Genomic DNA, 21,641 nt, shown 5'->3' with positions numbered 1-21,641 from the left:
CTCAAATACGGATGTAAAATTTCTATGAAACCCTCTTCTCCCCCGCTGATTGATACAGCCATCCGCCTGGGGCTTATTGTTTTTATGGCGTATTTGGCAATTGCTGTTTTGCAGCCTTTTCTGGCGCTATTGCTCTGGGGCATGATTTTGGCCATTGCCCTGTTTCCCGTTTACAGCAAAATTTTGCCCAGAGTGGGCGGCCGTGAAGGCCGCGCCGCCACACTTTTGGTGTTGGGTATCGTTCTGGTGATCGGCGCTCCGACGGTAATGCTGACCATGTCTTTTATGGATCATTTGCACAATCTTTACCAGCAGGCGGTGAGCGGAACCTTGCAGATCGCCGAGCCGCCCGACAACGTCGTAGGCTGGCCTGTCGTGGGGGAAAAATTGGACGCTGCCTGGCGCGCCGCTTCAGAAAATTTGCGCGGTTTTGTGGTGCAGTACGAAGCCCAAATTCGCGAATATGCCCACAAGGCGATGTCGATTTTAGGTGGCGTCTTGACGACTTCGCTGGCATTTTTAGCAGCCTTTATTGTGGCGGGTATCATGCTGGCGTACTCGCGCCCAGGCGGTGCTACCACGGGTAAAATTTTTAATCGCATCTGCGGCCCTACAATCGGTGCAGAATTGCATGTGCTTAGCGTGGCCACCGTGCGCTCGGTAGCAGTTGGGGTTATTGGCGTCGCCTTTATTCAGGCGCTGTTGCTGGGGGTGGGCTTTATGCTTGCGGGTATACCCGCTGCGGGCCTTTTGGCGTTGGCAGTCTTGGTGTGCGGAATCATTCAGTTGCCCGCCGCCATATTCGTGATTCCGGTGGTCGCCTGGCTGTGGATGGCGGGTGATGGCGGCCTTATCGCCAACATTCTGCTAACCCTCTATTTAATTGTCAGTGGTCTGGCGGACAATGTCCTAAAACCCATGTTGTTAGGGCGTGGCGTTGCCGCACCTATGCCGGTGATTTTGCTGGGAGCGCTGGGCGGTATGTTTGTCAGTGGCCTAATTGGTTTGTTTATTGGGGCCGTAATTTTAGCGGTCAGCTATCAAGTGTTTATGGCCTGGGTTAACGAGGGGCACAGTGTCGAGCCAGAATCAAACACAGTCAGTGATTAACTTTTTGCGCTGCGGGCGCTTTAACGCCTGTGCGCTTGCCGCAGGTGCTTTGCTAACCCTAAGCGCCTGCGCCCCCTTGGGCCCTGACTACAAAGAACCCCAGGTCGACTGGCTGGCCCAGTGGCAGCCCGAGCTTTACCCGTCACCCACCGGCAGCTCGGTGAATGCGGATTTAAGCCAGTGGTGGACGCGCTTTAACGATCCGGTGCTGAATGATTTGATTGTTAAAGCGCGGACCGAAAGTCCGGGCCTGAAAATCGCCGGTTTGCGTATCCTCGAAAGTCGGGCTTTGGCGGGCGTGGCCAGTGGGGCGCAATACCCCCAGGTTCAGCAGCTGACTGCCCAGGGCGCTTACGCGGGGAAAAAACGCGGTGGCGGTGAGTACCGCGATTTCACCACCAGCCAGGCGGCGTTTAATATTGGCTGGGAAATGGATTTTTGGGGGCGCTTCCGCCGCGGGGTGGAGTCGGCCGACGCCGCTTATTTTGCGTCAATAACCAACCAGCGCGATGCTCAGGTTTTACTCGCCGCTCAGGTGGCTAGCCTTTACTATGGTATTAAGGCCACTATGCAGCGCATTGAAATTGCGCAGAATAATCTAACCCTGCAAGAGCGCAGCTACGACATAACCGAACAGCTGTTCAGCGAGGGACAGGACTCCGAGCTGGATTTACAGCAAGCCAAATCCCAGTATTTATCCACCAAGGCGACTATTCCCGGCTTGCGGCTGGCGTTGCAGCAACAGCGCAATGCTCTGAGTGCACTGCTCAACCGTGCGCCCGGCGATCTGCCCGAGCTGGACAACATTGACAGCACTCTACCCCAGGTAGATGCCCATTCGGTGGCGGGTATTCCGGCCCAGCTTATTCTGCGGCGCCCCGATGTGCGTGCCGCTGCCTGGCAGGCGGCGGCTCAGTCGGCGCAAATAGGCATTGCCCAGGCGGATTTATATCCGTCGCTGTCGCTGTTTGGCACCGTGGGTTGGTCCGGTAACGACATTGATATTGTCGACGATGTGATCAGCGTGGCCGCTGGCCCCTCGTTAAGCTGGAATATTTTTAATTATGGGCGCATTAAAAATAATGTCCGCATTCAGGATGCCCGCTTACAGCAGGCTCTGGAAGCCTACCGCGCGAGTGTTTTAAACGCTGCCCGTGAAATTGACGATGCCGCCAGCCGGGTGGCACAAACCCAGGCGAGCCAGCAAATTTTGGACGACGCCCTCAACGCGTCCCAGCGCTCGTTGGCCATTGCTTCGCGGCGTTACCAGGAAGGTTACTCGGACTTTCAACGCGTGCTCGACGCCCAGGCCAGCACCTTTCGTCAGGCCGACCGCGCGGTCAGTAATCGCGGCGATCATATCGCGGCCATTATCAATTTGTATCAGGCCTTGGGTGGCGGCTGGCAAGAGGCCAGTATCGAAACCCTAATTCCCGACGCAATGCGCGAGACTATGGAGCAGCGCACCGATTGGGGCGATTTGCTGCAAGACTCGCTGGCCCAACCGCCCGAACCCGAACAAGGACATACACAATGAACCAGCCCGCTTCTTCCGATCAGTCCAGCAGTGCTAAAGCAGTGTCGCGCGGCGCGCTGATTTTTTTAGCCGTGGTGATCTTGCTACTGGTGTGGCATTTACTGGCCGATCGATTTACCCCCTATACCTCGCAGGCGCGGGTGCAGGGTTACGTGGTGGGCGTGGCGCCCAAAGTGGCCGGGGTGCTTACCGATGTCTGGGTGAGCAACAATGAACGCGTCGAAGCCGGGCAAAAGCTGTTTGCCATTGATCAGTCGCAGTACCGAATAGCCCTGCAGCAGGCGCAATCGAATTTAAACAATACCCAAAACCAGGTGGCTGCGGGCGATGCCGGGGTAGAAAAAGCGCGCGCCGGTTTGCGTGCCGCCGAGGCGGGCCAGTTAAAAGCCGAGCAAGACTATAAGCGTTTAAAACGTCTGCGCGAGACTGATCCCGGCACCATTTCCGCGCGCCGCTTGGAAATGTCCGAGGCGAGTCTGGAGCAAGCCAAAGCCCAGGTCGCAGCCGCGCGCGCCGATATTCAGCGCGCCATTGAACAAAAAGGCGGCGACTCGGCAGAATCGAATACGTTATTGCAAACCGCGCAAACGGCGGTCGACAAAGCCACTCTGGATTTAAACAACACCACCGTAACCGCTGAAGCCGGTGGCGTGGTCACCGACCTGCGCGCCGAAGTGGGGCAGTTTGCCGGCACTGGTAACCCGGTACTTACGTTAGTCGCGATTGAAGATGTCTGGATTAACGCCGATTTCACCGAAAACAATCTGGGCCATTTAACGCCCGGCACTAAGGTAGAAATTCTATTGGATTCAATGCCCGGGCGGGTACTAAAAGGGCGCATTCGCAGTATTGGGGTAGGCATTAGTGCCGGGCAACCCACCCACGCCGGTGCTCTGCCCAGTGTGCAGAACAATCGCGACTGGCTGCGCCAGGCTCAGCGCTTTCCGGTGCAGGTCGAGTTTGACGGCTCGCTTTCAGCCGATGCCATTAAGCAGTTGCGTATTGGTGGGCAGGCGTCGGTTATTGCCTACACCGAGGGGCACGGATTTTTGGGGTTGCTGGGCAAGTTGTACATTCGCCTGCTTAGCTTGCTGTCTTTTGCGTATTAATCGGGCGTAAACCATGCGCGCTTTGGCCCGTTTTTTCGCCCGCTCGCACAGGCCGCCCATGCCCTTGGCGGCGCGGCGCACTTACCGTTTAGCCATTACCACTAGTGTGGTGCTGGCCGCCGCTTATGGTTGGGGCCTGGCGCTTCCGTTTTTGGCCCCGTTATTTGTAGTCATTCTATCGGCCAAGCCTGCACCGCCCCCTGGGCCCAAGCAATTGCTGATGTTACTGATCGCAGTCATGGTCAGCTTGGGGGTGGGGATCTTTATCGGGCCGCTATTGCAGCACGCTCCGCTGCCCGCGCTGATGATTATTGTCGCTGGGCTTTTTGTCAGTAACCGCATCGCCATGCTGCCGGGCAAGGCGGCCATTGGCACTTTGCTGGCCATGGGCTTAACCGTTATCCCGGCGGCCAGCAGCATCAGCACCGCCTTGGCCTCGGCCCTTATTTCGACGCTGGTGGTGGGTATTGCTATGGCGGTAGTGGGGCAGTGGCTGGTGTACCCGTTTTTCCCCGAAGACCCCAGCCCGTCGCCCGCGCCTGCGCCCGATTCCCCCGCCGAATTGCGCTGGTTGGCATGGCGCGCCACGGCGATTGTTATGCCCGCGTTCGTTTTAACACTGACCAATCCGGCCCTGTATTTACCGCTGACTATTAAAAGTATTTTATTGGGTCGCGAGGTATCGCAATCGCGCTTGCGCGAGTCCAGCCGTGAAATGATTGGCTCCACCTTGTTGGGCGGATTGTTTGCTGTGGTGGTGTGGAGCTGCCTGAGTTTGGCGGTATCGCTGTGGTTTTATTTTGCCTGGATGTTGCTGGCGTGTTTACTCTTCGCCAGCGGCGCCTATGGCGTGAGGCGCACGCGTTTTAAATCGTCGTTTTGGGTGGCCAGCATGACCACCATGATTATTTTATTGGGTGCGGCGGTACAGGACAGCGCTAATGGTAAAGATGTTTACCAAGCCTTTTGGGTGCGCATTGCATTGTTTTTAGCCGTGGCGGTTTACGCATCACTTTCTATGGCACTGCTGGAACATTGGCGCGGTACGCGAAAACACGTTAAGGAGTCGGTATGTTAATGAACTTTGCGCTGGGTATTTCCATGATGGTGGTCTGCCTGTTTTTACAGGGGCTGTTGGTGTTAGTGGCGCTGCGTTTTTTTGCCAAACGCGAACATATGGTGACAGCCTCTTTTGCGTCGTCCATGCGTGTGACTGCGGGTATGATGGCGATTCTTATTGCGGGCAATATAATTCAGGTGATCGCCTGGGGCACTTTGTTTTATGGCCTGGGTGAGTTCGAAGAGTTCTCGGTCGCGGTGTATCACTCGGCGGTTAATTTTGCCACCTTGGGTTATGGCGATATTGTTATGTCGCCCAAGCACGAGCTGTTGGGCCCGCTTGAGGCGTTAAACGGAGTGTTGATGGTGGGTGTGACCACGGCGGCTTTGTCCAGGGCCTTTTCTGAGGCGCTTAAAGACCGTGTGCCGCCGGCTCACTAATGTCTTAATCGCGCGCGTTAAGGGCGCTGGGGTCGAGCGCTAGCTTACAATTGTCATCGGTAAGCTGGTCCAGCTCGCGCTCGATGTCAGCTTCGCTAGGCATGGAGTGAAATGCTTCGCGGTACTGGGTTTTGAGGCGCTTGCGCAGTTTGCCCCAAATAAAGCGTCGCACTTCAATTTTTTCCTGCAAAATTAAGCCGGGCACCTGCACCGGTTTGCGGGTCTGTTCGTCCACCGCCACCATCGTAAAGTAAGAGGTGTTGGTGTGTTTGTTTACCCCGCGCTTAAAGTCTTCGGTGACCACCTTAATGCCAATTTCCATGGACGAACGCCCCACATAATTCACCGAGGCCATTAGGGTCACCAGCTCGCCCACCTCCACCGCACTCATAAAATTCACCGAATCCACCGAAGCCGTTACGCAGTAGCTGCGCGAGTGGCTGGCGGCGGTGGTGTAGGCAATTTTATCCATCAGCGACAAAATAATGCCCCCATGGACCTTGCCGCCAAAATTGGCGTAGGAGGGAATCATCAGTTCTTTGAGTACATTCTGCGACGACTTAACAGTGCGAAACTCGGCCATGAGGTAGGTTCCTAAAAGAAAAGACCCATGGTAGCGGTAAAGCCCGAGTGGGCCAAGGGGGCCGCCCTGTGCTATAAAAGACCATAGAATAATGGCGCGTACTCTGGTGTAATGGCGTTTAAATGATCATTGCAGGAAGTCATCGTTGAGTCTCAGTACCCGAATTTTGTCCCTCGCCACCACCCTGATTATAGCGGCGGGGGTTGGTTCGTGGCTGGCTTACCAGAAGCTGACCGATTCGATCATCGAGCGCTGGGGCCGCCAGGTCACCGAAATACAAGTGCGCTACGACAGCGCCCGTCTGCTCAGCTCGCTGGAGCGCGAAATAGGCTTGGCCAAGCAGCTGGCCCGATCGCCCAGTTTAATTCAGTGGGCCGCCCAGCCCGATAACCAAACCCTGCAAAATAAAGCCTTGCATGAATTGGAAAACTTTCGCGGGGGCTTTAGCGATAAAAGTTATTTTGTCGCGCTTATCGAAAATCGCCGCTACTATTTTAACAACGCTCAAAACGACTACGCGGGCGAGCAGTTTCGCTATGTGCTGGACCCCGAAAAGCCCGACGATGCCTGGTTTTTTCAGCTAGTTGAAGAGGGGCGAGACTTTCATCTAAACGTTAACCCCGACACCCAGCTGGGCGTCACCAAGCTCTGGATTGACGTGCTGGTGCGCGATGCCGGGGGCGATATCATCGCCATGGTGGGTACCGGGCTTAATCTGGACAACTTTCTGCAGGATATTGTCGACATCGGCCAGGATGGGATTACCACCTTGTTTGCCGACTACAACGGCGCCATTCAGTTATACCGCGACCGCAATTACATCGACTTTGGCAGCATTATCAAGCCCGAGGGACAAAAGAAAACCGTCGATTTGCTGTTTGAAGACCCACAGGATAAACAACAAATGCTGGGTATGCTCGCCATGCTCAAAAAACAGGGCAGCGCCCCCGGGATGGTTGAAAGTGGCTTCGTGATGGTAGACGGTAAAAAGCACCTGGCGGGGGTTGCTTACTTGCCTACTATAGGCTGGTTTGAAATTACCTTGCTGGATTTAAGTGTACTGCTGCCCAAGCGCGAGTTCTGGCCGTTGGTGGTGGTATTTATCGTGGCCTTGCTGGTGACTTTGGGCGTATTTTACTGGGTAATTCAGGCGCGGGTACTGCGTCCGGTAGCGGTGTTGGAGCACGCCGTTAAGCGGGTGCGTGATGGCCGCTACGATTTGCCGTATTTGCCTAAGCCCGACAACGAAATTGGCCAGCTGGCCGACCACTTTGAAAAAATGGCCGAGCGCGTACGCCACAACACCCAAGAGCTGGAAGGCCGAGTGGCTCACCGCACCGAGCAGCTGCACCGTCAGGCCCGCATCGACCCGCTTACCGAACTTAAAAACCGCCGCGGCTTAGATGAATCCCTGCACGATATGATTGCCCGGGCCGAGCGCGAACAGCAAAACTTTGGTCTGTTGTGGCTGGACATTGACCACTTTAAAACCATTAACGATAAACACGGCCACCAATACGGCGACGATGTACTGCGTCGTATAGCGCTGTGGCTGCGCGCGACCATCCGCCCCTATGACCAGGCCGGACGCTGGGGTGGCGATGAATTCGTGGTGATTATGGATCCCAGCGATCAAGACACCTTAAAACAGGTGGCGGAGCGGATTCGCAGTACCATCGCCACCGAAAGTGCCGCCACCGGCTCGCCGCTCAGTGTCAGCATCGGCGCCTATCACTGCAAGCCGGGCGAAAGCATAGATACTATTTTGCGCCACGCCGATCAGGCGCTTTATCGCGCGAAAGGCGAGGGGCGCAATCGCATTCGGATTGGGTAGCGCCAGTGTCGCGCGTTGTCCTAAGACCCAGTGCAGTATCACCGCTGGTTAACCTCATTAATCTGATAGCGCTATGCTAAAAATTCACGCCATAAAAAAGCTCTGGGCTTGTTTGCCGGGGACCATCCGCCTGTTAGCTCCACCTCGCGGAGCAAACATCGGTACCGTTGCTCTTGGCCCTGCCGCAGAAATCTGGGCCAGCTAATGGGTGCGGATTGGCACGTTTGTTGGTTCTTTAAGGCGTGAACCTCGTCGAAATTCTGAATTTAAGGTGCCCTGAGTGGTTCTTGACTCTGGTCATAACCCCAAAGCGGTGGCGGGAGAGGTTTTCGGCTACGCTTATTTGCTCAGGTAGGTAAAAGAACTCTTAAAGTCCTATGCTCGCAAAAGGTGCTATCTAAAATTCATGCCCTAAAAGGTGACCCAATGACACAACGCCCCACACAGCCTAGAAGTAAAGCCTTAGAGGTGAACCTCGACGATTCTCGCTATGGCTCCTTTGCCGAGATTGGCGCCGGCCAGGAGGTGGTGCGCTGGTTTTTCCAGGCCGGTGGTGCCGCCGGTACGATCGCCAAGAGCATATCGGCCTACGACATGAAAGTGAGCGATGCGATTTACGGTAAATGCGCCCGCTATGTGTGCCGTGAACGCTTAGAGGCCATGCTGCGCTATGAATACGATTTAAACCTGGAGCGTTTGAGCGCCGACCGGGGTGAATCAACGGCCTTTTTTTCGTTTGCCGACACCGTTTCGGCCCGCAACTTTCACGGCACCAACGAATGTCATGGCTGGCTGGGTATTCGTTTTCAGGCAAGCCCGCTCGCGCCGCCCAGTGAAATTATTATTCATGTGCGCATGCTGGATAACGAAAACTCATTACAGCAGGAGGCCCTGGGTATTGTGGGCGTTAATTTAATATACGGTGCCTGTTTTTTAAGTGACGACCCGGAAAAATTAGTAAAGTCTCTGCTGGATGGCTTAAGTACCGACCGCATTGAAATTGACATGGTGGAGTTTGTGGGGGATGCGTTTGCGGAGGTGGATAATAGAATTATCAGTTTGCGCTTAGTGCAGCTCGGCCTAAGCGGCGCGGCCATGTTTGCCGCCGATGGCAGTGTTTTACAGCCGTCCGAGCATTTGCGTAAGCGGCCGTTGCTGGTTGAGCGCGGGCGCTTTAGGCCGGTGACACACGTAAACCTGGATATGTTAAATGCTGCGCTGCAGGATTTTGAAAAAGAGGAGGACATAGAGCCGGGTGAGACTTTGGCGATTATGGAAATCACCATGAACAATTTGCACACCGGCGATGAAATTGACCTGCAAGACTTTATCAGCCGCGCCGAGGTGTTAGAGGCGACGGGCTACACCGTGCTGATATCTGACTTTCCAGAGTATTATCGCCTGGCGGCGTATTTGGCTCGTTACACCAACCGCCGCATTGGTTTAACCATGGGCGCGCATAGTTTGTGTGAGCTGTTCGAGGAGCATTATTACGACCACTTGGCCGGTGGCATATTAGAAGGCTTTGGCCGACTGTTTAAAAACAACCTTAAATTGTATATTTACCCCTTCAAAGCCCCGGAAACGGGCACGCTGGCTAAGGTAAACAACTTGCGAGTTCCAGAGAAGCAGAGCCCTTTGTATGACTATCTGGTCAATCGAGGTTGTATAGCCCAGATTGAGGGTTACAACGAGGAATACCTTTCGATTTTCTCACCCGATGTGCTCAAGAAAATTGTGTGTCATCAGCCCGGCTGGGAAACCATGGTGCCAAAGGTGGTGGCGAAAAAGATTCAAGACAACAACCTGTTCCAACACGCGGTAAAGTGCGATGTGGATTAGTGTCTTTCAATAAAGTGATCGCATTGTTCATAGGATTACTCTATGAACAGTGAAAAAGCGTTGTAATTGCTAACTTCTTGTAAGACTGAGTTGCAAAGCCAGTTTGGTGTAAGCGAGCTTTATCTGTTTGGCTCTACCGCCCGCGATGATGCTCACGAGAACAGTGATATTGTAGTCAACTTCGATGGGCCGGCGACCGCCAAGCGCTATTTTGGGGTTCAGTTCTACTTGGAAGATTTGCTTGGTTGTTCGGTAGATTTGGTCACACAACAGGCACTGCGTGCAGAACTTCGGCTTTATGTTGAGCGTGAGCGAATTCATGTTTAGGCGTGGGCGCTTTTAGTTAGTATCAACTAAGACGCGCGCACCTGCGGTGGTTTAATCAAGGCATTCTGCCAGAATGCCCAATCCTGTATGCAATTTCCAAATCATTTTCAGTGTGAGGGGGCGCTTGTGGTTATGGATTTCGTAAACGCGATTGCTTTTACCAATTATGGCCTCTAGGTCTTTGGCGGTTAAGCCTTTACGTTCCATTTCAAACTTGATGGCCTCCACGGGGGCAGGCAAATCCATAGGAGAGTGCTTAGCTTTATAGATAAGCCTCAATCAGCGTGACCATTACATCCAGCTTTTCACCTTTGGGAGTGTTATGACCTGCCATTATCAGACTTTCGATTTCTTTTAATACCGTTTGGTAGTCGGCATCAGCTTTAATGGGTTTGATGTCCATTGTGATTACCTTTGTTGCTACCGCTTGGGGGTATCTTGAGGAAAGAATTTCAGGATACCCCCAAAAATACCCCCAATAAAGCCGAGATCTCTTAATGTGGTCGAGATTGCAAGGATGCGGGAGGTAGAGCAGCGCAGGGGCAGTTGCCGAGGCGGGGAGTGGATTTGGGCCTTCCCTGGCCCTCTCTGCTTCGCAGCAGCTGAAGCTGCCCTAATTCGTTCCCGACGAATTAGTGAACCCCCTACGGGGGTACTTTGAACTCTACCCGCCGAAAAAGAAAAAGGCCCCACTCCTTTCGGGGTGGGGCCTTTTTGCTTTTTGGTGGAGGCGGGGTCTACTGAAAAGTGGGTGTAACCAATTGATTAATAAAAACTATGTGTCTGGTGTTCTCAAGTGATGCCCCCATAGTTGCCCCCAGGGTGAAAAAGTGACCGCTAAAAAAGTCCAGATAAGTCCGGTTTTTAGTTTGGCTCGTATATCCGATTTTATCTGGTTTTGGGTGAGGTACTAAGGTTTTGCTAAGGGTATTTAGCCTTAGCAAAACTTAGCCAGTAATAAGGCATCCAAGTTTTGCCCAATAGCACAAGGGCAGAGCGGAATTCTTTGAAGCGCTAAATGTTCTAAATAGGTTGGAGCAGGTACCCCGTTCCTGCTAATGCGTCCGGCGCAACGGGCTTTGCAGATCCAACTCCTAAGCCGGCGAGTCGACCCCCACGGTAAGCCCCCAACCCAATTGGACCATAGGCTCGGCGTCGCGCATTACGCCGCTGGGTTTGGCTACCCACTGCCTTTTACGGTGTCTTACCCAATTCTCAGCCATTGAATAAACCCTAGCGCTTGGCAGTACCACATGCAGTTTAGAACGAAGGCGGGGCTTGGTCAAATATATGGTGTTGGCATAAAATAGTGAAGCGCACGGCGCTTTACGTTCGGTTTTTCTGCCGAGATCAGGTCTTTAAAACGGCAGAATTGCGCAAAGGTGGCAGCCTCCTGATGGGCTACGAGGGCGGGCGGAACCCTCCCGTGTGTTTCATTGCTTTGAAATTACTACCTTAGTGATTCGTTTCGCTTACTAAATCCTTATTTTCCTTTTTGATTCGCCAGGCCCTATCAATATAAATATTCCACCCCTCGATACGCTCGTGGTCTACAAATGTCATGCCTGGCCAGTCCTGCTCTGTCACTAAGACTTTTGCGGGGTAAGGGAGTTGTTGTTTCTTTTCGCATTGCTCAGCGGTTACTGCCTTCCAGCTGGGGCGAACCATTAGCTCGGCCTCAACACCATTGTCAATTGCGCCACCAACGTGGCTCGCGATGAAAGGAGGTTTTGGGTGATCACATCCGCAGCGAAGCTCTAAATTTTCAGTGCCAAGGCTTATCTGTCGTTTTAGAAGCTCATGCCAAAAAACATAGCCGCCCTCCTCAGCCGACACCGATTGGATACTATATTGATCAACTAACTCAATGAGCCGTTCAACAAGTGATTCTGGCATTCTTATGTAAGGTTGATTCGTTCTTAGTATCGGCTGCCTGTCTAGGGCCCGAACAAACTGTTGGGGGTGAGCGATTGCCTCAATAAGTGATATTTCGGCCCGTATAAGCGGGTCGGGACTTTTATATATGCTATTTTGCTCCGCTTTAATCAACTGAAAGAGATCGGTTAAGTAATCATTCCAAAAAGGCGTGAGTGTTCTGGAGTTTTGCCAGTCTCTGTGCAGGTCGCTAGAGCTAGATAGTTCAAGACCAAACCTTTTGTCTAGAGCTGTGAGAGGCAGATATAAATTCTGATTTTGATCGCGAACCTCAGTGTAAAGACCGCTTGAATACTGCTTCAGAGAGCTTTTGATGTTCGCCAGTAAACTTGGATTACTTTCGTCAAAGCTGAGAAGTAAATAGTTTAATAGTTCACCAGGTCGCGCTATTGATAGAAGTTCGAATACACGGATTCCCACCTTTGCGTCCTCTACTAAATAGCGCAGCGCCTTGGCGTTGACAGTTATACTACCGTTCCATAGTAAGGTGGAGCCCTCGCGACAATAACCAGGTATTTCGTGAGGCTTTTCGAATGTACTTTTCATATCAATTAATTCCATTTTCTTATTGTGCGATCGATTAGTTTCAGGCCTTCAAGTGCGCCCAACTTTAACCCTATGTGTGGTGCGTGAATTCGGTGATCTTGTGGGTTGATGCGCACAATCGGTATTTCTAGGGAAGCGGCAAAGCGCCGAACACTGGGGATGGCCGTACCAGCCCCCAACTCAATCACTACCGGCTCACTTGCCGAACCATACCATTGCTCAAAGGCTTCGTATTTGTCCTCGATACGGTTGTGTATTGCGCCCCAATCGTTAAACATGAGTACATTAGGTCGTGCCCCCTCGCCGCACTTGGGGCAGGCGGGAGGTTTCTTTGTATCGATAGAATCAGGTGTGTCCCACAAGTGATTACCGCAAGGTACAGAGCAATGGAGATACTCTAAAGAGCCATGGCATTCGTTTACCTGGTGGTCGCTAAAGCCGGCCTTTTGAAAGTGTCCGTCTACGTTGCTGGTATACACAAAGCCACCTCCGGCTTTCTCGTCGCACCAGCGTTTAAGAATGCTGAAGCCCCTATGTGGCTGCGTATTTTGGTATAGCCGAATACGATGGCCGTAAAACTCCCATGCAAGCTCCGGGTACTCTAAAAAAGCGGAAGGGTTGGCAATCTCCTCAAATCGTACACCTTTGGCTGCGAGCCCCGGGTATGTCTTCCAGAAGCCGCTATTGCCGCGGAAGTCTGGTAAACCGGAATCCACGCCCATGCCAGCACCAGCACAAATTATTAAACTATCGGCATTCGAAATAATTCGAGCGGCTTTTGGTAGGTCAGCGAGCATCTGATGAGCCTGTCTTCGTAAAAATTCAATTTGAACATGACACAGATTGGTCAGAGGAGCCTTTATAACATGCTGGCTGACCTGGAAGTTTAATAGGCCGTTCAGACCAGAATCGCTTTATAAGCCATTGAGAATAGGATTCCACCCCTTGGTAAATTATAGGAGTGCCGCGATTTAGGACGCTTTTGCGTCAAAAGTGTCCTGTATTCAGGAGTCATAGCTATCTATAAGTCTTTGAATTGTAATCATTTTTATGTTTTTAGTAACGCCAGTGATAGCCGTTTTTTTGGCGAGATACATTGCAAGTGTCCTGAAATAGGGTACACACTGTCCTGAATATAGGACCGAGAAAATCGAATAACAAAGAGCTTTGTGCAATATTTGACCAGTTGTGTGATCGGTCACATCTCATCCATTCCCATCCAATACGCGCTACAATGCCTCACTTGATCTAAGTAGGTTCGGGCGCCAAAGCTGCGCCAACGGGTAGGCACCAGGTACGGAGCAATGTCAGTGGATACAATGATCGACAACATCAACACCCTGTTGGGCACTGATCTAAAACGGGTATTAGGGAGGGGGAGCAAACTAAAAATTGCCGCCTCGAGCTTTTCTATTTATGCCTACGAAGCACTCAAAAAAGAGCTGGCGGGGGTGGAAAGCCTCGAGTTTATTTTCACTGCCCCAACTTTTGTGCCCGAGGCGGTAACCGACAAAATCAGCAAGCAGCGCCGCGAATTCTATATTCCCAAGCAAGGACGCGAGAGCAGTCTGTACGGTAGTGAATTTGAAATTCACCTTAAAAATCAACTAACCCAGCGCGCGGTTGCCCGAGAGTGCGCACAGTGGCTGCGCCAGAAAGCGCGGTTTAAGTCGAGTGTGGGAAGTGCTCCAATGCAGCAGTACATCTACGCGCAAAGCCCAAGCGCCAGCACGGTTTATATGCCGCTACATGGCTTTACCGCGGTCGACTTGGGGTACAAAAAAGGTGATGCCGTCTCTAATTTTGTGCATAAAGTAACCGACTCGGCTATGACACAGCAGTACATGGCCTTGTTTGACCAATTATGGAACGACCAAGAAAAGCTTCAGGACGTTACTGAGGCCATTTGCGAGCATATTGAATCTGTCTATCAAGAGAATTCCCCCGAGCGGGTTTACTTTATAATTCTATTCAATATTTTTCACGAATTCCTGCAAGAGCTTGACGATGACGTGCTGCCTAATGACCGTACCGGTTATCAGGATACGGTTATCTGGAATAAGCTGTTTAATTTTCAGCGCGATGCCGCTACCGGTATTATTAACAAGCTGGAAACCTACAATGGCTGCATATTGGCCGACAGCGTTGGTTTAGGTAAAACTTTTAGTGCCCTGGCGGTTATTAAATATTACGAACTGCGCAACCGCTCCGTATTGGTGTTGTGCCCCAAAAAGCTGGCTGACAACTGGTTGGCTTTTAAGGGTAACCTGAAAACCAATATCTTATTCAAAGACCGCTTCAACTTCGATGTTCTCTGCCATACCGATTTAAGCCGCCACTCGGGCGAATCTTTCGGTATGAAGCTCAACCAGATTAACTGGGGTAACTACGACTTGGTGGTGATTGATGAATCCCACAACTTCCGTAACAACCCAGCGGTAAAAGAGCGTGAAACCCGCTACGAGCGCCTGATGCGCCAAGTGGTGCGTGAAGGTGTTAAAACCAAGGTGCTAATGCTTTCAGCGACCCCGGTTAATAACCGCTTTACCGACTTAAAAAACCAGCTTGCCTTGGCCTACGAGGGCGATACAGAAGCCTTTAGCAAACACCTGCACTCAGGCAATTCAATTGACACTATCTTTAAAAACGCTCAAGCCGCTTTTAACCGTTGGCAAGAGTTAGAGCCTGAGCACCGCACGGCTCAGGCTATATTGGATGAACTCAGTTTTGATTTTTTTGAACTGTTGGATAGTGTCACCATTGCGCGCTCACGCAAGCATATACAAACCTTTTACGACACCAGTGAAATAGGCCAATTTCCAGAGCGACGTATCCCTCTCTCATTCAACCGTCCCATTACCAGCCGCGGCGACGTAATGAATTTGAATCAAATCGTCGAACAATTGGTGCTGCTTAAACTCGCGGTTTACGCGCCTATTAGCTACATATTGCCTAGCCGCATCAAAAAGTACGAAAAGCTTTACGATACTGAGGTAGATGATGGCCGCGGTAAGCTCAAGCAAGTAGATCGGGAAAAAAGCCTGCAGGCACTGATGACCACCAATCTATTGAAGCGCCTGGAAAGCTCCGTACATGCTTTCCGGTTAACCTTAGGTAAGCTGCTTGGCATTATTGAATCCACGCTGGATAAAATTGATGCCTTTGAGGCCGGCGGTGATCAGCCTGGCAATACCGGTGTGGGGGATTGGAGTGGCCTTCTGGATGATCTGGAAGGCGATGACGACGACATTGCCATGCCAGATGGTTTAACCGTGGGTGGTAAGGTAAAAATCAATTTGGCAGACATGGACTTACTCAGCTGGGGCCAAGAGCTTCGCGCCGACCGGGAAATTATTCAAGCGCTGTATAGCAACATGCAGAAGGTTACCCCAGACGAAGACGCAAAGCTCCAGCACCTGCAGCAGCACGTACGTGATAAATTGCAAAACCCCATTAACCCTGGCAATCGCAAGGTGCTTATTTTTACGGCCTTTGCCGATACCGCCGATTACCTTTACGAGCAGCTCGCCCAAAGTTTGCCTACCGTAGAGCAGGGGTTACACCTAGCCGAGGTGACGGGTACCGGTAACCCGCGTTCAACGTTAAAGTCTGGCCGCAAGGGTTACGATCTGCAAGAGGTGCTAACGTTGTTTAGCCCTAAGTCAAAAAATAAAGCACAAATATTGCCGGACGAGCCCGCCGAAATTGATATTCTTATCGCTACCGATTGCATATCTGAAGGGCAAAACCTGCAGGATTGCGATTATCTAATCAACTACGATATTCACTGGAACCCGGTGCGCATTGTTCAGCGCTTTGGCCGGATCGACCGGATAGGTTCCCCCAATGCCAGCATCCAGTTGGTGAATTACTGGCCCGACATTACCTTGGATGAGTACATCAATCTAAAAGACCGCGTCGAAAGCCGCATGACTATTTTGGACGTTACCGCTACCGGCGACGACAACGTACTGACCGCTCAAGCTAACGATGTAAATTACCGCCGCGAACAGTTGCGTAAGCTGCAAGATGAAGTGATAGAGCTGGAAGACGTGCGCACCGGCATATCCATTACCGACCTGGGCCTCAACGACTTTCGCATGGATTTACTTAACTACGTCAAAGCCAATGGTGATTTATCAGGCGTACCCAAAGGGTTACATGCCGTAGTGCCGGCTAATCCACAGTTAGGGCTACAGCCGGGGTTAATGTTCGCTTTGAAAAGCCGCAAAAAAGCCCCCGTGGCGGATCAGCACAACCGCCTGCATCCGTATTATTTAATTTATATCAATGAGCAGGGCGACATTCTCGCCAGTCACTTTGATGCCAAGCGCTTGCTAGATTTAATGCGCAGCGCTTGCAAAGGCCAAGATAAACCCGTACCCAGCGCCTATAGGCCCTTTAATCAGCTGACTGAGGATGGTCGGCAAATGGAGCACTGTACCGAGCTGCTCAACCACGCCATTAACTCTATGGTCGAACTGAAAGCTGACAAAGACCTGGATAGCCTGTTCACCAGCGGTAGCACTACAGCTTTGGTGAATGCCGTGCAGGGGCAAGATGATTTTGAGTTAGTGGCATTTATTGCGGTGCAGGCAGTTGATATTGCGGCAGGCGACTAAGGAGTAGCTGCGGTGTTATTCGACTACCCCAAAACCACTTATTTCGGCCGGGTGTTACCTAAAACCAAAATATACCAGTACGCCAAACCCAAAACGGCATTGCGCCAGGCGTTGGTGGATGAAGTGGATAAAATCATCTGGCGGCATAAGCTGTCGCCCGACACCCTGAATTTACCCGCCAGCCGTCGGGTGAGTGAGGTGCAAATACTGGAGCTTCACCCCAAAGGGGCAGAGGTATCCGAGGCCGTGTTGGCCTGTATCGATAAAGCCATCAGCTTTCCGCTGATTTTTGAGGTACGCGGTGCGCGGGGTCGGCAAGTAATGGCGGCCATAAAATCAACGGCTAAGGTAAGCGAAAGTAAGCTCAAAGCGCCGGCTATTTACTACCAAAGCGACTGGCTGGCGGCTGACGCCCCGCGCCAGCCGCTACCGGTTGCCGTTAATTTGGGCGGCCTGTACCAGCAAATGCTGGCCCCCATACTGCCAGAGCCTTTACAGGCGGGCGAAACCCTATGGCAAGCAGCAGAGCGGTTTGAGCAAATAGCAGCGCTGGAGCGGCAAATAGAGCGCTTACAGGGGCAGCTGCAGCGCCAGGTGCAGTTTAATCGCAAGGTGGAGCTAAACCGCGAACTTCGCACCAGGCAAGAGTCGTTAGTGGCGCTTAGAGCAACTTAAAACGGGCTCTATCGGTTCTACAGGATTATTTATGGTAAATATTGTCAAAAATGGCGGTTTAATATGGAAGTGTAAGCTTTTGTTTGCTATTTTTGACAAAATTCCCCCAAATACAATGCCAGAGAGATTCTGATGCTCATCGAGTTTAGCGTAACCAACTACCGGTCTTTACGCGACAAGCAAACCTTCACCCTCGCCCGGGGCAATGGCGACGAAATGGCCGCCACCAACAGCTTTACCGCTAAAGCGGCCAACGAGTTTGAGCTACTGCGCTCGGCGGCTATCTACGGCCCCAATGCCAGCGGTAAATCCAACTTCCTAAAGGCCATTCGGGCCATGAAGGATATTGTGGTTAATTCGGCCACTAACCTGAAACGCGGCGATAAACTGCCCGTAGCGCCTTATCGGCTTAGTCGCGCCACACTGTCTGCCCCGTGCGAGTTTGAAGTCATCTTTCTGGTAGACGGCGTACGGTATCAATACGGCTTTACCGCCACCGAAAAGCGTATTGACGAAGAATGGCTGTTTGCTTACCCCAAAGGCCGAGCGCAACGCTGGTTTGCCCGCGCCTGGAATGACGAGGCGGGCCAACACGAGTGGGACTTGGGCAATAACCTAACCGGCGAAAAGCAGCTATGGCAGCGTAGCACCCGCGATAATGCTTTGTTTCTATCTTCAGCAGTGCAACTCAACAGCAAACAATTGCAGCCCATTTACGACTGGTTCCGCAGTACGCTGCGTATGACCAACGTACAAGGATGGAATGCCGCTTTTAGTGTTTCCCTGTGTGAAAAAGAAGAAAAGTCCAAAGTGATGGAGTTTTTGCGCGCCGCGGACTTAAATATTGACGATGTACTTGTCGAAAGTAATCCGTTAGATCCTAAAACACTGCCGGAAGAAATGCCGGAGTATATGAAAAAAGCGCTACTTAACGAGATGCAGGACAAGGAGATTATTAATATTCGCACGGTGCATAAAACAGCCGAAGGCGACAATGTTATCTTTGATTTTGAAGACGAATCCGACGGCACACAAAAGCTTTTTGCTTTTGCCGGCCCCTGGTTAGACAGTCTTAAAAATGGCTATGTGCTGTTTATTGATGAGCTGCACGATAACCTTCACCCAAAGCTGGTGCAGTTTTTGGTGCAGTTATTCCATAGCGATAAAACCAACCCTAAAAACGCGCAACTGGTGTTTACCACCCATGAAACCTCAATTTTAAATCAAGAGGTTTTCCGGCGTGATCAAATCTGGTTTTGCGAGAAAGACGACCAGCAAGCCTCGCACCTGTATCCGTTAACCGATTTTAACCCCCGCAAAGGGCGCGAGAATCTAGAGCTGGCGTACTTTTCAGGCCGTTATGGTGCTTTGCCCTATATTCGCCCGCTGGATGTTCAAGGCTGATATGGGTACGGATGATCTTTTTCATAAACGCAGGGCGCGCTCGGCCAAACAGGTCTCGCGCCGCCGTGCACGCCGCGACCCTTACGATAAGGTGTTGATTGTCTGCGAAGGCGAGAAAACCGAGCCCCACTACTTTAATGGCGTAAAAGATTACTATGGCCTAAACGGCGCTAATGTCGAAATAACCGGCGAGTGCGGTTCAGACCCGCTTAGCGTTGTTAGCCACGCCAAGCAACGTTACCGTGAAGAGCGCGATGCGGGTGACCCGTTCGATAAAGTCTTTTGCGTGTTTGATAAAGACGCACACCCTAATTACCAGGGTGCACTCAACCAAATTAAGCAGTTCACGCCCAAAGGGGCGTTGCAAGCGGTAACCTCAGTCCCATGTTTTGAGTACTGGTTGTTGCTGCACTTTGGGCCCAACACCCGGCCTTATGCCAATCTGCCAGGCAACAGTGCAGGGGCGCAAGTGCTCAAACAGTTGCAAAACTATATGCCAGCTTACACCAAAGGTACGCGGGGTGTATTTGCCGAGTTAATCGATCAGCTTCCTTTTGCCATAGCGAATGCCGAGCGGGCTTTACGTCAGGCCGAAGGGAATAACACAGACAACCCCAGTACCCATATTCATACACTGGTTCAATACCTTCAAACATTAAAAGGTGGCAGCAAAGCCTAAACCTTGCAGCCTCGTTAGGAGCACTACCATGGCGGACAGCCACGATAACGAAAAACTCAAAATGCACAGCCCCGATTTAACCCAAGGCAATATTGAGAAAATTCGCGAACTGTTTCCGGGCTGCGTCACCGAAGCCAAAGACAACAACGGCAAGCTGCGCCTGGCGGTGGATTTTGATCAATTGCGTCAGGAGTTGAGTGATTCCGTTGTGGAGGGGCCGCAAGAGCGGTATCACCTAAACTGGCCGGGCAAACGGGAGGCGCTGTTGGCCGCCAATGCGCCTATTACCAAAACCTTGCGCCCTTGTCGGGAGAAAAGTGTTAATTTTGATACTACCCAGAACTTATTTATCGAAGGTGATAATCTGGAGGCATTAAAGCTACTCCAGGAAACCTACCTCGGTAAGGTAAAGATGATCTATATCGATCCGCCCTATAACACCGGGCGTGATTTTATTTACGACGATGACTACAAGATTTCTGGTTCTGAGTACTTAGAGCTGACCGGGCAAGAAGATGAGCTGAATAAAAAGCTTGTTTCCAATACAGAGTCAAATGGAAGATTTCACTCCGATTGGATTTCTATGATGTACTCGAGGCTTAAGGTGGCTCGAAAACTATTATCTGATGATGGAGCGATATTCATCAGTATTGATGATAATGAAAATCATAACCTTAGGTCTATATGTGATGAAATATTTGGATCGGAGAACTTCATTGCGACCATCATTTGGCACAAAATGGATAGTCCAAAAAATTCAGCGAAATATTTGAGTGAGGATCACGATTACATTCTTCTCTATTCAAAAAATTCTGAAATTTGGAGGCCAAATCTTCTTCCTCGAAGTGGAAAGATGGTAGATAGGTATCAAAATCCGGATAATGACCCTAGAGGACCTTGGCTGTTAGGGGATCTGGCTGCGCGGAACTTTTATAGTAAAGGAATCTATGAAATAACTACCCCCTCTGGAAATGTGATACCTGGACCTCCAGCAGGAAGTTACTGGAGGGTATCAAGAGATAAATTTGACGAGTTAAATAACGATAATAGAATTTGGTGGGGTAAGGATGGCACAAATCGTCCTGGCGTAAAGAAGTTTTTGTCGGAAGTTAGGAATGGTGTTATTCCTCAGACTTACTGGCACTGGAAAGAGGTAGGAAGTACCCGAAACGCCAAACAGCAACTAAGCAAGTTGATGTCGGCTGAGTCAGGAGACCAGATTTTTGTTACACCTAAGCCGGTAAAACTTATAAGTCGAATGATAGAAATTTCTACAAACAAAGATGAATCAGCAATTGTTATGGATTTTTTTGCTGGTTCTGGGACTACGGCTCAAGCTGTTGGAGAGAGAAACTTAGAAGATGGTGGTGATAGAAAGTGGATTCTAGTACAGCTCCCTGAGCGTGCTCAAGAGGGAGTTTCCATAGCAGATATTTGTCGTTCAAGAATTAATGCTTTTGAGGAGAATCTCATAAAGGGAGATCTAGAATTAAAGGATAGTGAGTACCTGGGGTATCGATCATTTTTTATCGACTCGTCAAGTTTTAAAAATGTGTTTCATTCACCCGGTTCAGTTTCTCAGAAAGGCCTTTTTGATGCGCTTGATAACATCAATGTTGACCGTTCAGGTGAAGATTTGCTATTTCAAGTTCTGATAGATTCGGGGGTAGATTTAGCTCTTCCAGTTCGTGCCGACAAAGTGGGTGAGTACAATGTTTTCTATGTTGACGAAAATGCCTTAGTTGCGTGTTTTGATTCAGATATAAGCGAAAGCCTCATTGAAGAGCTGGCTAAATGCCAGCCAATACGCGCAGTGTTCCGGGATCTATCCTTTAGCTCGGACAGTCAAAAAATCAATGTCACTCAGTTGTTTAAGCAGTATTCGCCCCATACCGAGGTCAAGGTTATTTAGCCTTGATTTAGGAATGGAATAGCCTT

General features: G+C 51.0%; 19 protein-coding genes. 13 read left to right on the top strand and 6 right to left on the bottom strand.

The features are described from left to right. Positions 1 to 24: 24 nt before the first annotated feature. The 5 genes from M6D89_RS08250 to M6D89_RS08230 are packed head-to-tail and all read left to right on the top strand — an operon-like array spanning position 25 to position 5,256. Positions 25 to 1,110 (top strand): AI-2E family transporter, encoded by a 1,086-nt coding sequence (locus tag M6D89_RS08250; RefSeq protein ID WP_253967535.1) that lies wholly within the window; start codon positions 25 to 27, stop codon positions 1,108 to 1,110. Beyond that, positions 1,076 to 2,647: an efflux transporter outer membrane subunit gene (locus M6D89_RS08245; RefSeq protein WP_253967534.1), complete on the top strand. Its 1,572-nt coding sequence runs from the start codon at positions 1,076 to 1,078 to the stop codon at positions 2,645 to 2,647. The genes M6D89_RS08250 and M6D89_RS08245 overlap by 35 nt, the downstream gene beginning before the upstream one ends. Continuing rightward, a complete protein-coding gene (locus M6D89_RS08240) occupies positions 2,644 to 3,756 on the top strand; it encodes an HlyD family secretion protein (protein ID WP_253967533.1) in 1,113 nt (370 codons plus the stop codon). Before M6D89_RS08245 ends, M6D89_RS08240 begins: the two co-directional genes overlap by 4 nt. 13 nt (positions 3,757 to 3,769) lie before the next feature. Then, a complete protein-coding gene (locus M6D89_RS08235) occupies positions 3,770 to 4,834 on the top strand; it encodes a DUF2955 domain-containing protein (protein WP_253967532.1) in 1,065 nt (354 codons plus the stop codon). After that, positions 4,828 to 5,256, top strand: coding sequence for an ion channel (locus M6D89_RS08230; protein WP_253967531.1), 429 nt, complete (start codon positions 4,828 to 4,830; stop codon positions 5,254 to 5,256). The genes M6D89_RS08235 and M6D89_RS08230 overlap by 7 nt, the downstream gene beginning before the upstream one ends. Positions 5,257 to 5,260: 4 nt before the next feature. On the opposite strand, the gene M6D89_RS08225 is transcribed toward M6D89_RS08230, so the two are convergent. After that, positions 5,261 to 5,839, bottom strand: a complete 579-nt coding sequence (locus M6D89_RS08225) for an acyl-CoA thioesterase (protein ID WP_253967530.1) — start codon at positions 5,837 to 5,839, stop codon at positions 5,261 to 5,263. 145 nt (positions 5,840 to 5,984) lie between these two features. Between M6D89_RS08225 and M6D89_RS08220 the strand changes: the two genes are divergently transcribed. From M6D89_RS08220 to M6D89_RS08210, 3 genes are all read left to right on the top strand, one after another. Continuing rightward, complete coding sequence (locus M6D89_RS08220) at positions 5,985 to 7,673, top strand: sensor domain-containing diguanylate cyclase (RefSeq protein WP_253967529.1); 1,689 nt, start codon at positions 5,985 to 5,987, stop codon at positions 7,671 to 7,673. A gap of 426 nt (positions 7,674 to 8,099) precedes the next feature. Continuing rightward, complete coding sequence (locus M6D89_RS08215) at positions 8,100 to 9,515, top strand: hypothetical protein (RefSeq protein ID WP_253967528.1); 1,416 nt, start codon at positions 8,100 to 8,102, stop codon at positions 9,513 to 9,515. Between the two features lie 66 nt (positions 9,516 to 9,581). Then, positions 9,582 to 9,842, top strand: coding sequence for a nucleotidyltransferase family protein (locus tag M6D89_RS08210; RefSeq protein WP_253967527.1), 261 nt, complete (start codon positions 9,582 to 9,584; stop codon positions 9,840 to 9,842). 51 nt (positions 9,843 to 9,893) lie between these two features. Here the strand turns inward: M6D89_RS08210 and M6D89_RS17515 are convergent, their stop codons facing one another. From M6D89_RS17515 to M6D89_RS08195, 5 genes are all read right to left on the bottom strand, one after another. Continuing rightward, positions 9,894 to 10,088 (bottom strand): helix-turn-helix domain-containing protein, encoded by a 195-nt coding sequence (locus M6D89_RS17515; RefSeq protein WP_472924530.1) that lies wholly within the window; start codon positions 10,086 to 10,088, stop codon positions 9,894 to 9,896. Between the two features lie 16 nt (positions 10,089 to 10,104). Further along, a complete protein-coding gene (locus M6D89_RS17510; RefSeq protein WP_472924529.1) occupies positions 10,105 to 10,245 on the bottom strand; it encodes a hypothetical protein in 141 nt (46 codons plus the stop codon). A gap of 691 nt (positions 10,246 to 10,936) precedes the next feature. Beyond that, positions 10,937 to 11,065, bottom strand: a complete 129-nt coding sequence (locus M6D89_RS17285; RefSeq protein WP_256504482.1) for a hypothetical protein — start codon at positions 11,063 to 11,065, stop codon at positions 10,937 to 10,939. A gap of 232 nt (positions 11,066 to 11,297) precedes the next feature. Beyond that, the gene (locus M6D89_RS08200) at positions 11,298 to 12,338 is read right to left on the bottom strand and encodes a hypothetical protein (protein ID WP_253967526.1); all 1,041 of its coding nucleotides are present in this window, start codon (positions 12,336 to 12,338) and stop codon (positions 11,298 to 11,300) included. Further along, positions 12,329 to 13,120, bottom strand: a complete 792-nt coding sequence (locus M6D89_RS08195; protein WP_253967525.1) for an SIR2 family NAD-dependent protein deacylase — start codon at positions 13,118 to 13,120, stop codon at positions 12,329 to 12,331. The genes M6D89_RS08200 and M6D89_RS08195 overlap by 10 nt, the downstream gene beginning before the upstream one ends. A gap of 507 nt (positions 13,121 to 13,627) precedes the next feature. On the opposite strand from M6D89_RS08195, the gene M6D89_RS08190 reads away from it, so the two are divergent. The 5 genes from M6D89_RS08190 (at position 13,628) to M6D89_RS08170 (ending at position 21,615) form a co-directional block, all read left to right on the top strand. Then, positions 13,628 to 16,945: a helicase-related protein gene (locus M6D89_RS08190; RefSeq protein ID WP_253967524.1), complete on the top strand. Its 3,318-nt coding sequence runs from the start codon at positions 13,628 to 13,630 to the stop codon at positions 16,943 to 16,945. A 12-nt stretch (positions 16,946 to 16,957) separates the two neighbouring features. Continuing rightward, positions 16,958 to 17,620 (top strand): DUF4391 domain-containing protein, encoded by a 663-nt coding sequence (locus M6D89_RS08185; protein ID WP_253967523.1) that lies wholly within the window; start codon positions 16,958 to 16,960, stop codon positions 17,618 to 17,620. Positions 17,621 to 17,752: 132 nt separating this feature from the next. Beyond that, positions 17,753 to 19,024 carry an AAA family ATPase gene (locus M6D89_RS08180; protein ID WP_253967522.1) on the top strand — a complete coding sequence of 424 codons (1,272 nt, stop codon included), beginning with the start codon at positions 17,753 to 17,755 and terminating at the stop codon, positions 19,022 to 19,024. A gap of 1 nt (position 19,025) precedes the next feature. Further along, positions 19,026 to 19,703 (top strand): RloB family protein, encoded by a 678-nt coding sequence (locus tag M6D89_RS08175; RefSeq protein ID WP_253967521.1) that lies wholly within the window; start codon positions 19,026 to 19,028, stop codon positions 19,701 to 19,703. A gap of 28 nt (positions 19,704 to 19,731) precedes the next feature. Then, positions 19,732 to 21,615, top strand: a complete 1,884-nt coding sequence (locus M6D89_RS08170; protein ID WP_253967520.1) for a site-specific DNA-methyltransferase — start codon at positions 19,732 to 19,734, stop codon at positions 21,613 to 21,615. The last annotated feature ends 26 nt before the right edge of the window (positions 21,616 to 21,641 follow it).

The sequence above is a fragment of the Gilvimarinus xylanilyticus genome (assembly GCF_024195295.1).
In the GTDB taxonomy this organism is placed as follows: Bacteria; Pseudomonadota; Gammaproteobacteria; order Pseudomonadales; family Cellvibrionaceae; genus Gilvimarinus; species Gilvimarinus xylanilyticus.
The sequence above is the reverse complement of the archived record's forward strand: the minus strand, read 5'-3'. Positions and strand labels throughout refer to the sequence as shown.

Bases quoted from the DNA above. Each gene is read 5' to 3' on its own strand.
- M6D89_RS08250 (WP_253967535.1), top strand. From the start codon at position 25: ATGAAACCCTCTTCTCCCCCGCTGATTGATACAGCCATCCGCCTGGGG.
- M6D89_RS08240 (WP_253967533.1), top strand. From the start codon at position 2,644: ATGAACCAGCCCGCTTCTTCCGATCAGTCCAGCAGTGCTAAAGCAGTG.
- M6D89_RS08235 (WP_253967532.1), top strand. From the start codon at position 3,770: ATGCGCGCTTTGGCCCGTTTTTTCGCCCGCTCGCACAGGCCGCCCATG.
- M6D89_RS08230 (WP_253967531.1), top strand. From the start codon at position 4,828: ATGTTAATGAACTTTGCGCTGGGTATTTCCATGATGGTGGTCTGCCTG.
- M6D89_RS08225 (WP_253967530.1), bottom strand. From the start codon at position 5,839: ATGGCCGAGTTTCGCACTGTTAAGTCGTCGCAGAATGTACTCAAAGAA.
- M6D89_RS08215 (WP_253967528.1), top strand. From the start codon at position 8,100: ATGACACAACGCCCCACACAGCCTAGAAGTAAAGCCTTAGAGGTGAAC.
- M6D89_RS17515 (WP_472924530.1), bottom strand. From the start codon at position 10,088: ATGGATTTGCCTGCCCCCGTGGAGGCCATCAAGTTTGAAATGGAACGT.
- M6D89_RS17510 (WP_472924529.1), bottom strand. From the start codon at position 10,245: ATGGACATCAAACCCATTAAAGCTGATGCCGACTACCAAACGGTATTA.
- M6D89_RS17285 (WP_256504482.1), bottom strand. From the start codon at position 11,065: ATGGCTGAGAATTGGGTAAGACACCGTAAAAGGCAGTGGGTAGCCAAA.
- M6D89_RS08200 (WP_253967526.1), bottom strand. From the start codon at position 12,338: ATGGAATTAATTGATATGAAAAGTACATTCGAAAAGCCTCACGAAATA.
- M6D89_RS08195 (WP_253967525.1), bottom strand. From the start codon at position 13,120: ATGCTCGCTGACCTACCAAAAGCCGCTCGAATTATTTCGAATGCCGAT.
- M6D89_RS08190 (WP_253967524.1), top strand. From the start codon at position 13,628: ATGTCAGTGGATACAATGATCGACAACATCAACACCCTGTTGGGCACT.
- M6D89_RS08180 (WP_253967522.1), top strand. From the start codon at position 17,753: ATGCTCATCGAGTTTAGCGTAACCAACTACCGGTCTTTACGCGACAAG.
- M6D89_RS08175 (WP_253967521.1), top strand. From the start codon at position 19,026: ATGGGTACGGATGATCTTTTTCATAAACGCAGGGCGCGCTCGGCCAAA.
- M6D89_RS08170 (WP_253967520.1), top strand. From the start codon at position 19,732: ATGGCGGACAGCCACGATAACGAAAAACTCAAAATGCACAGCCCCGAT.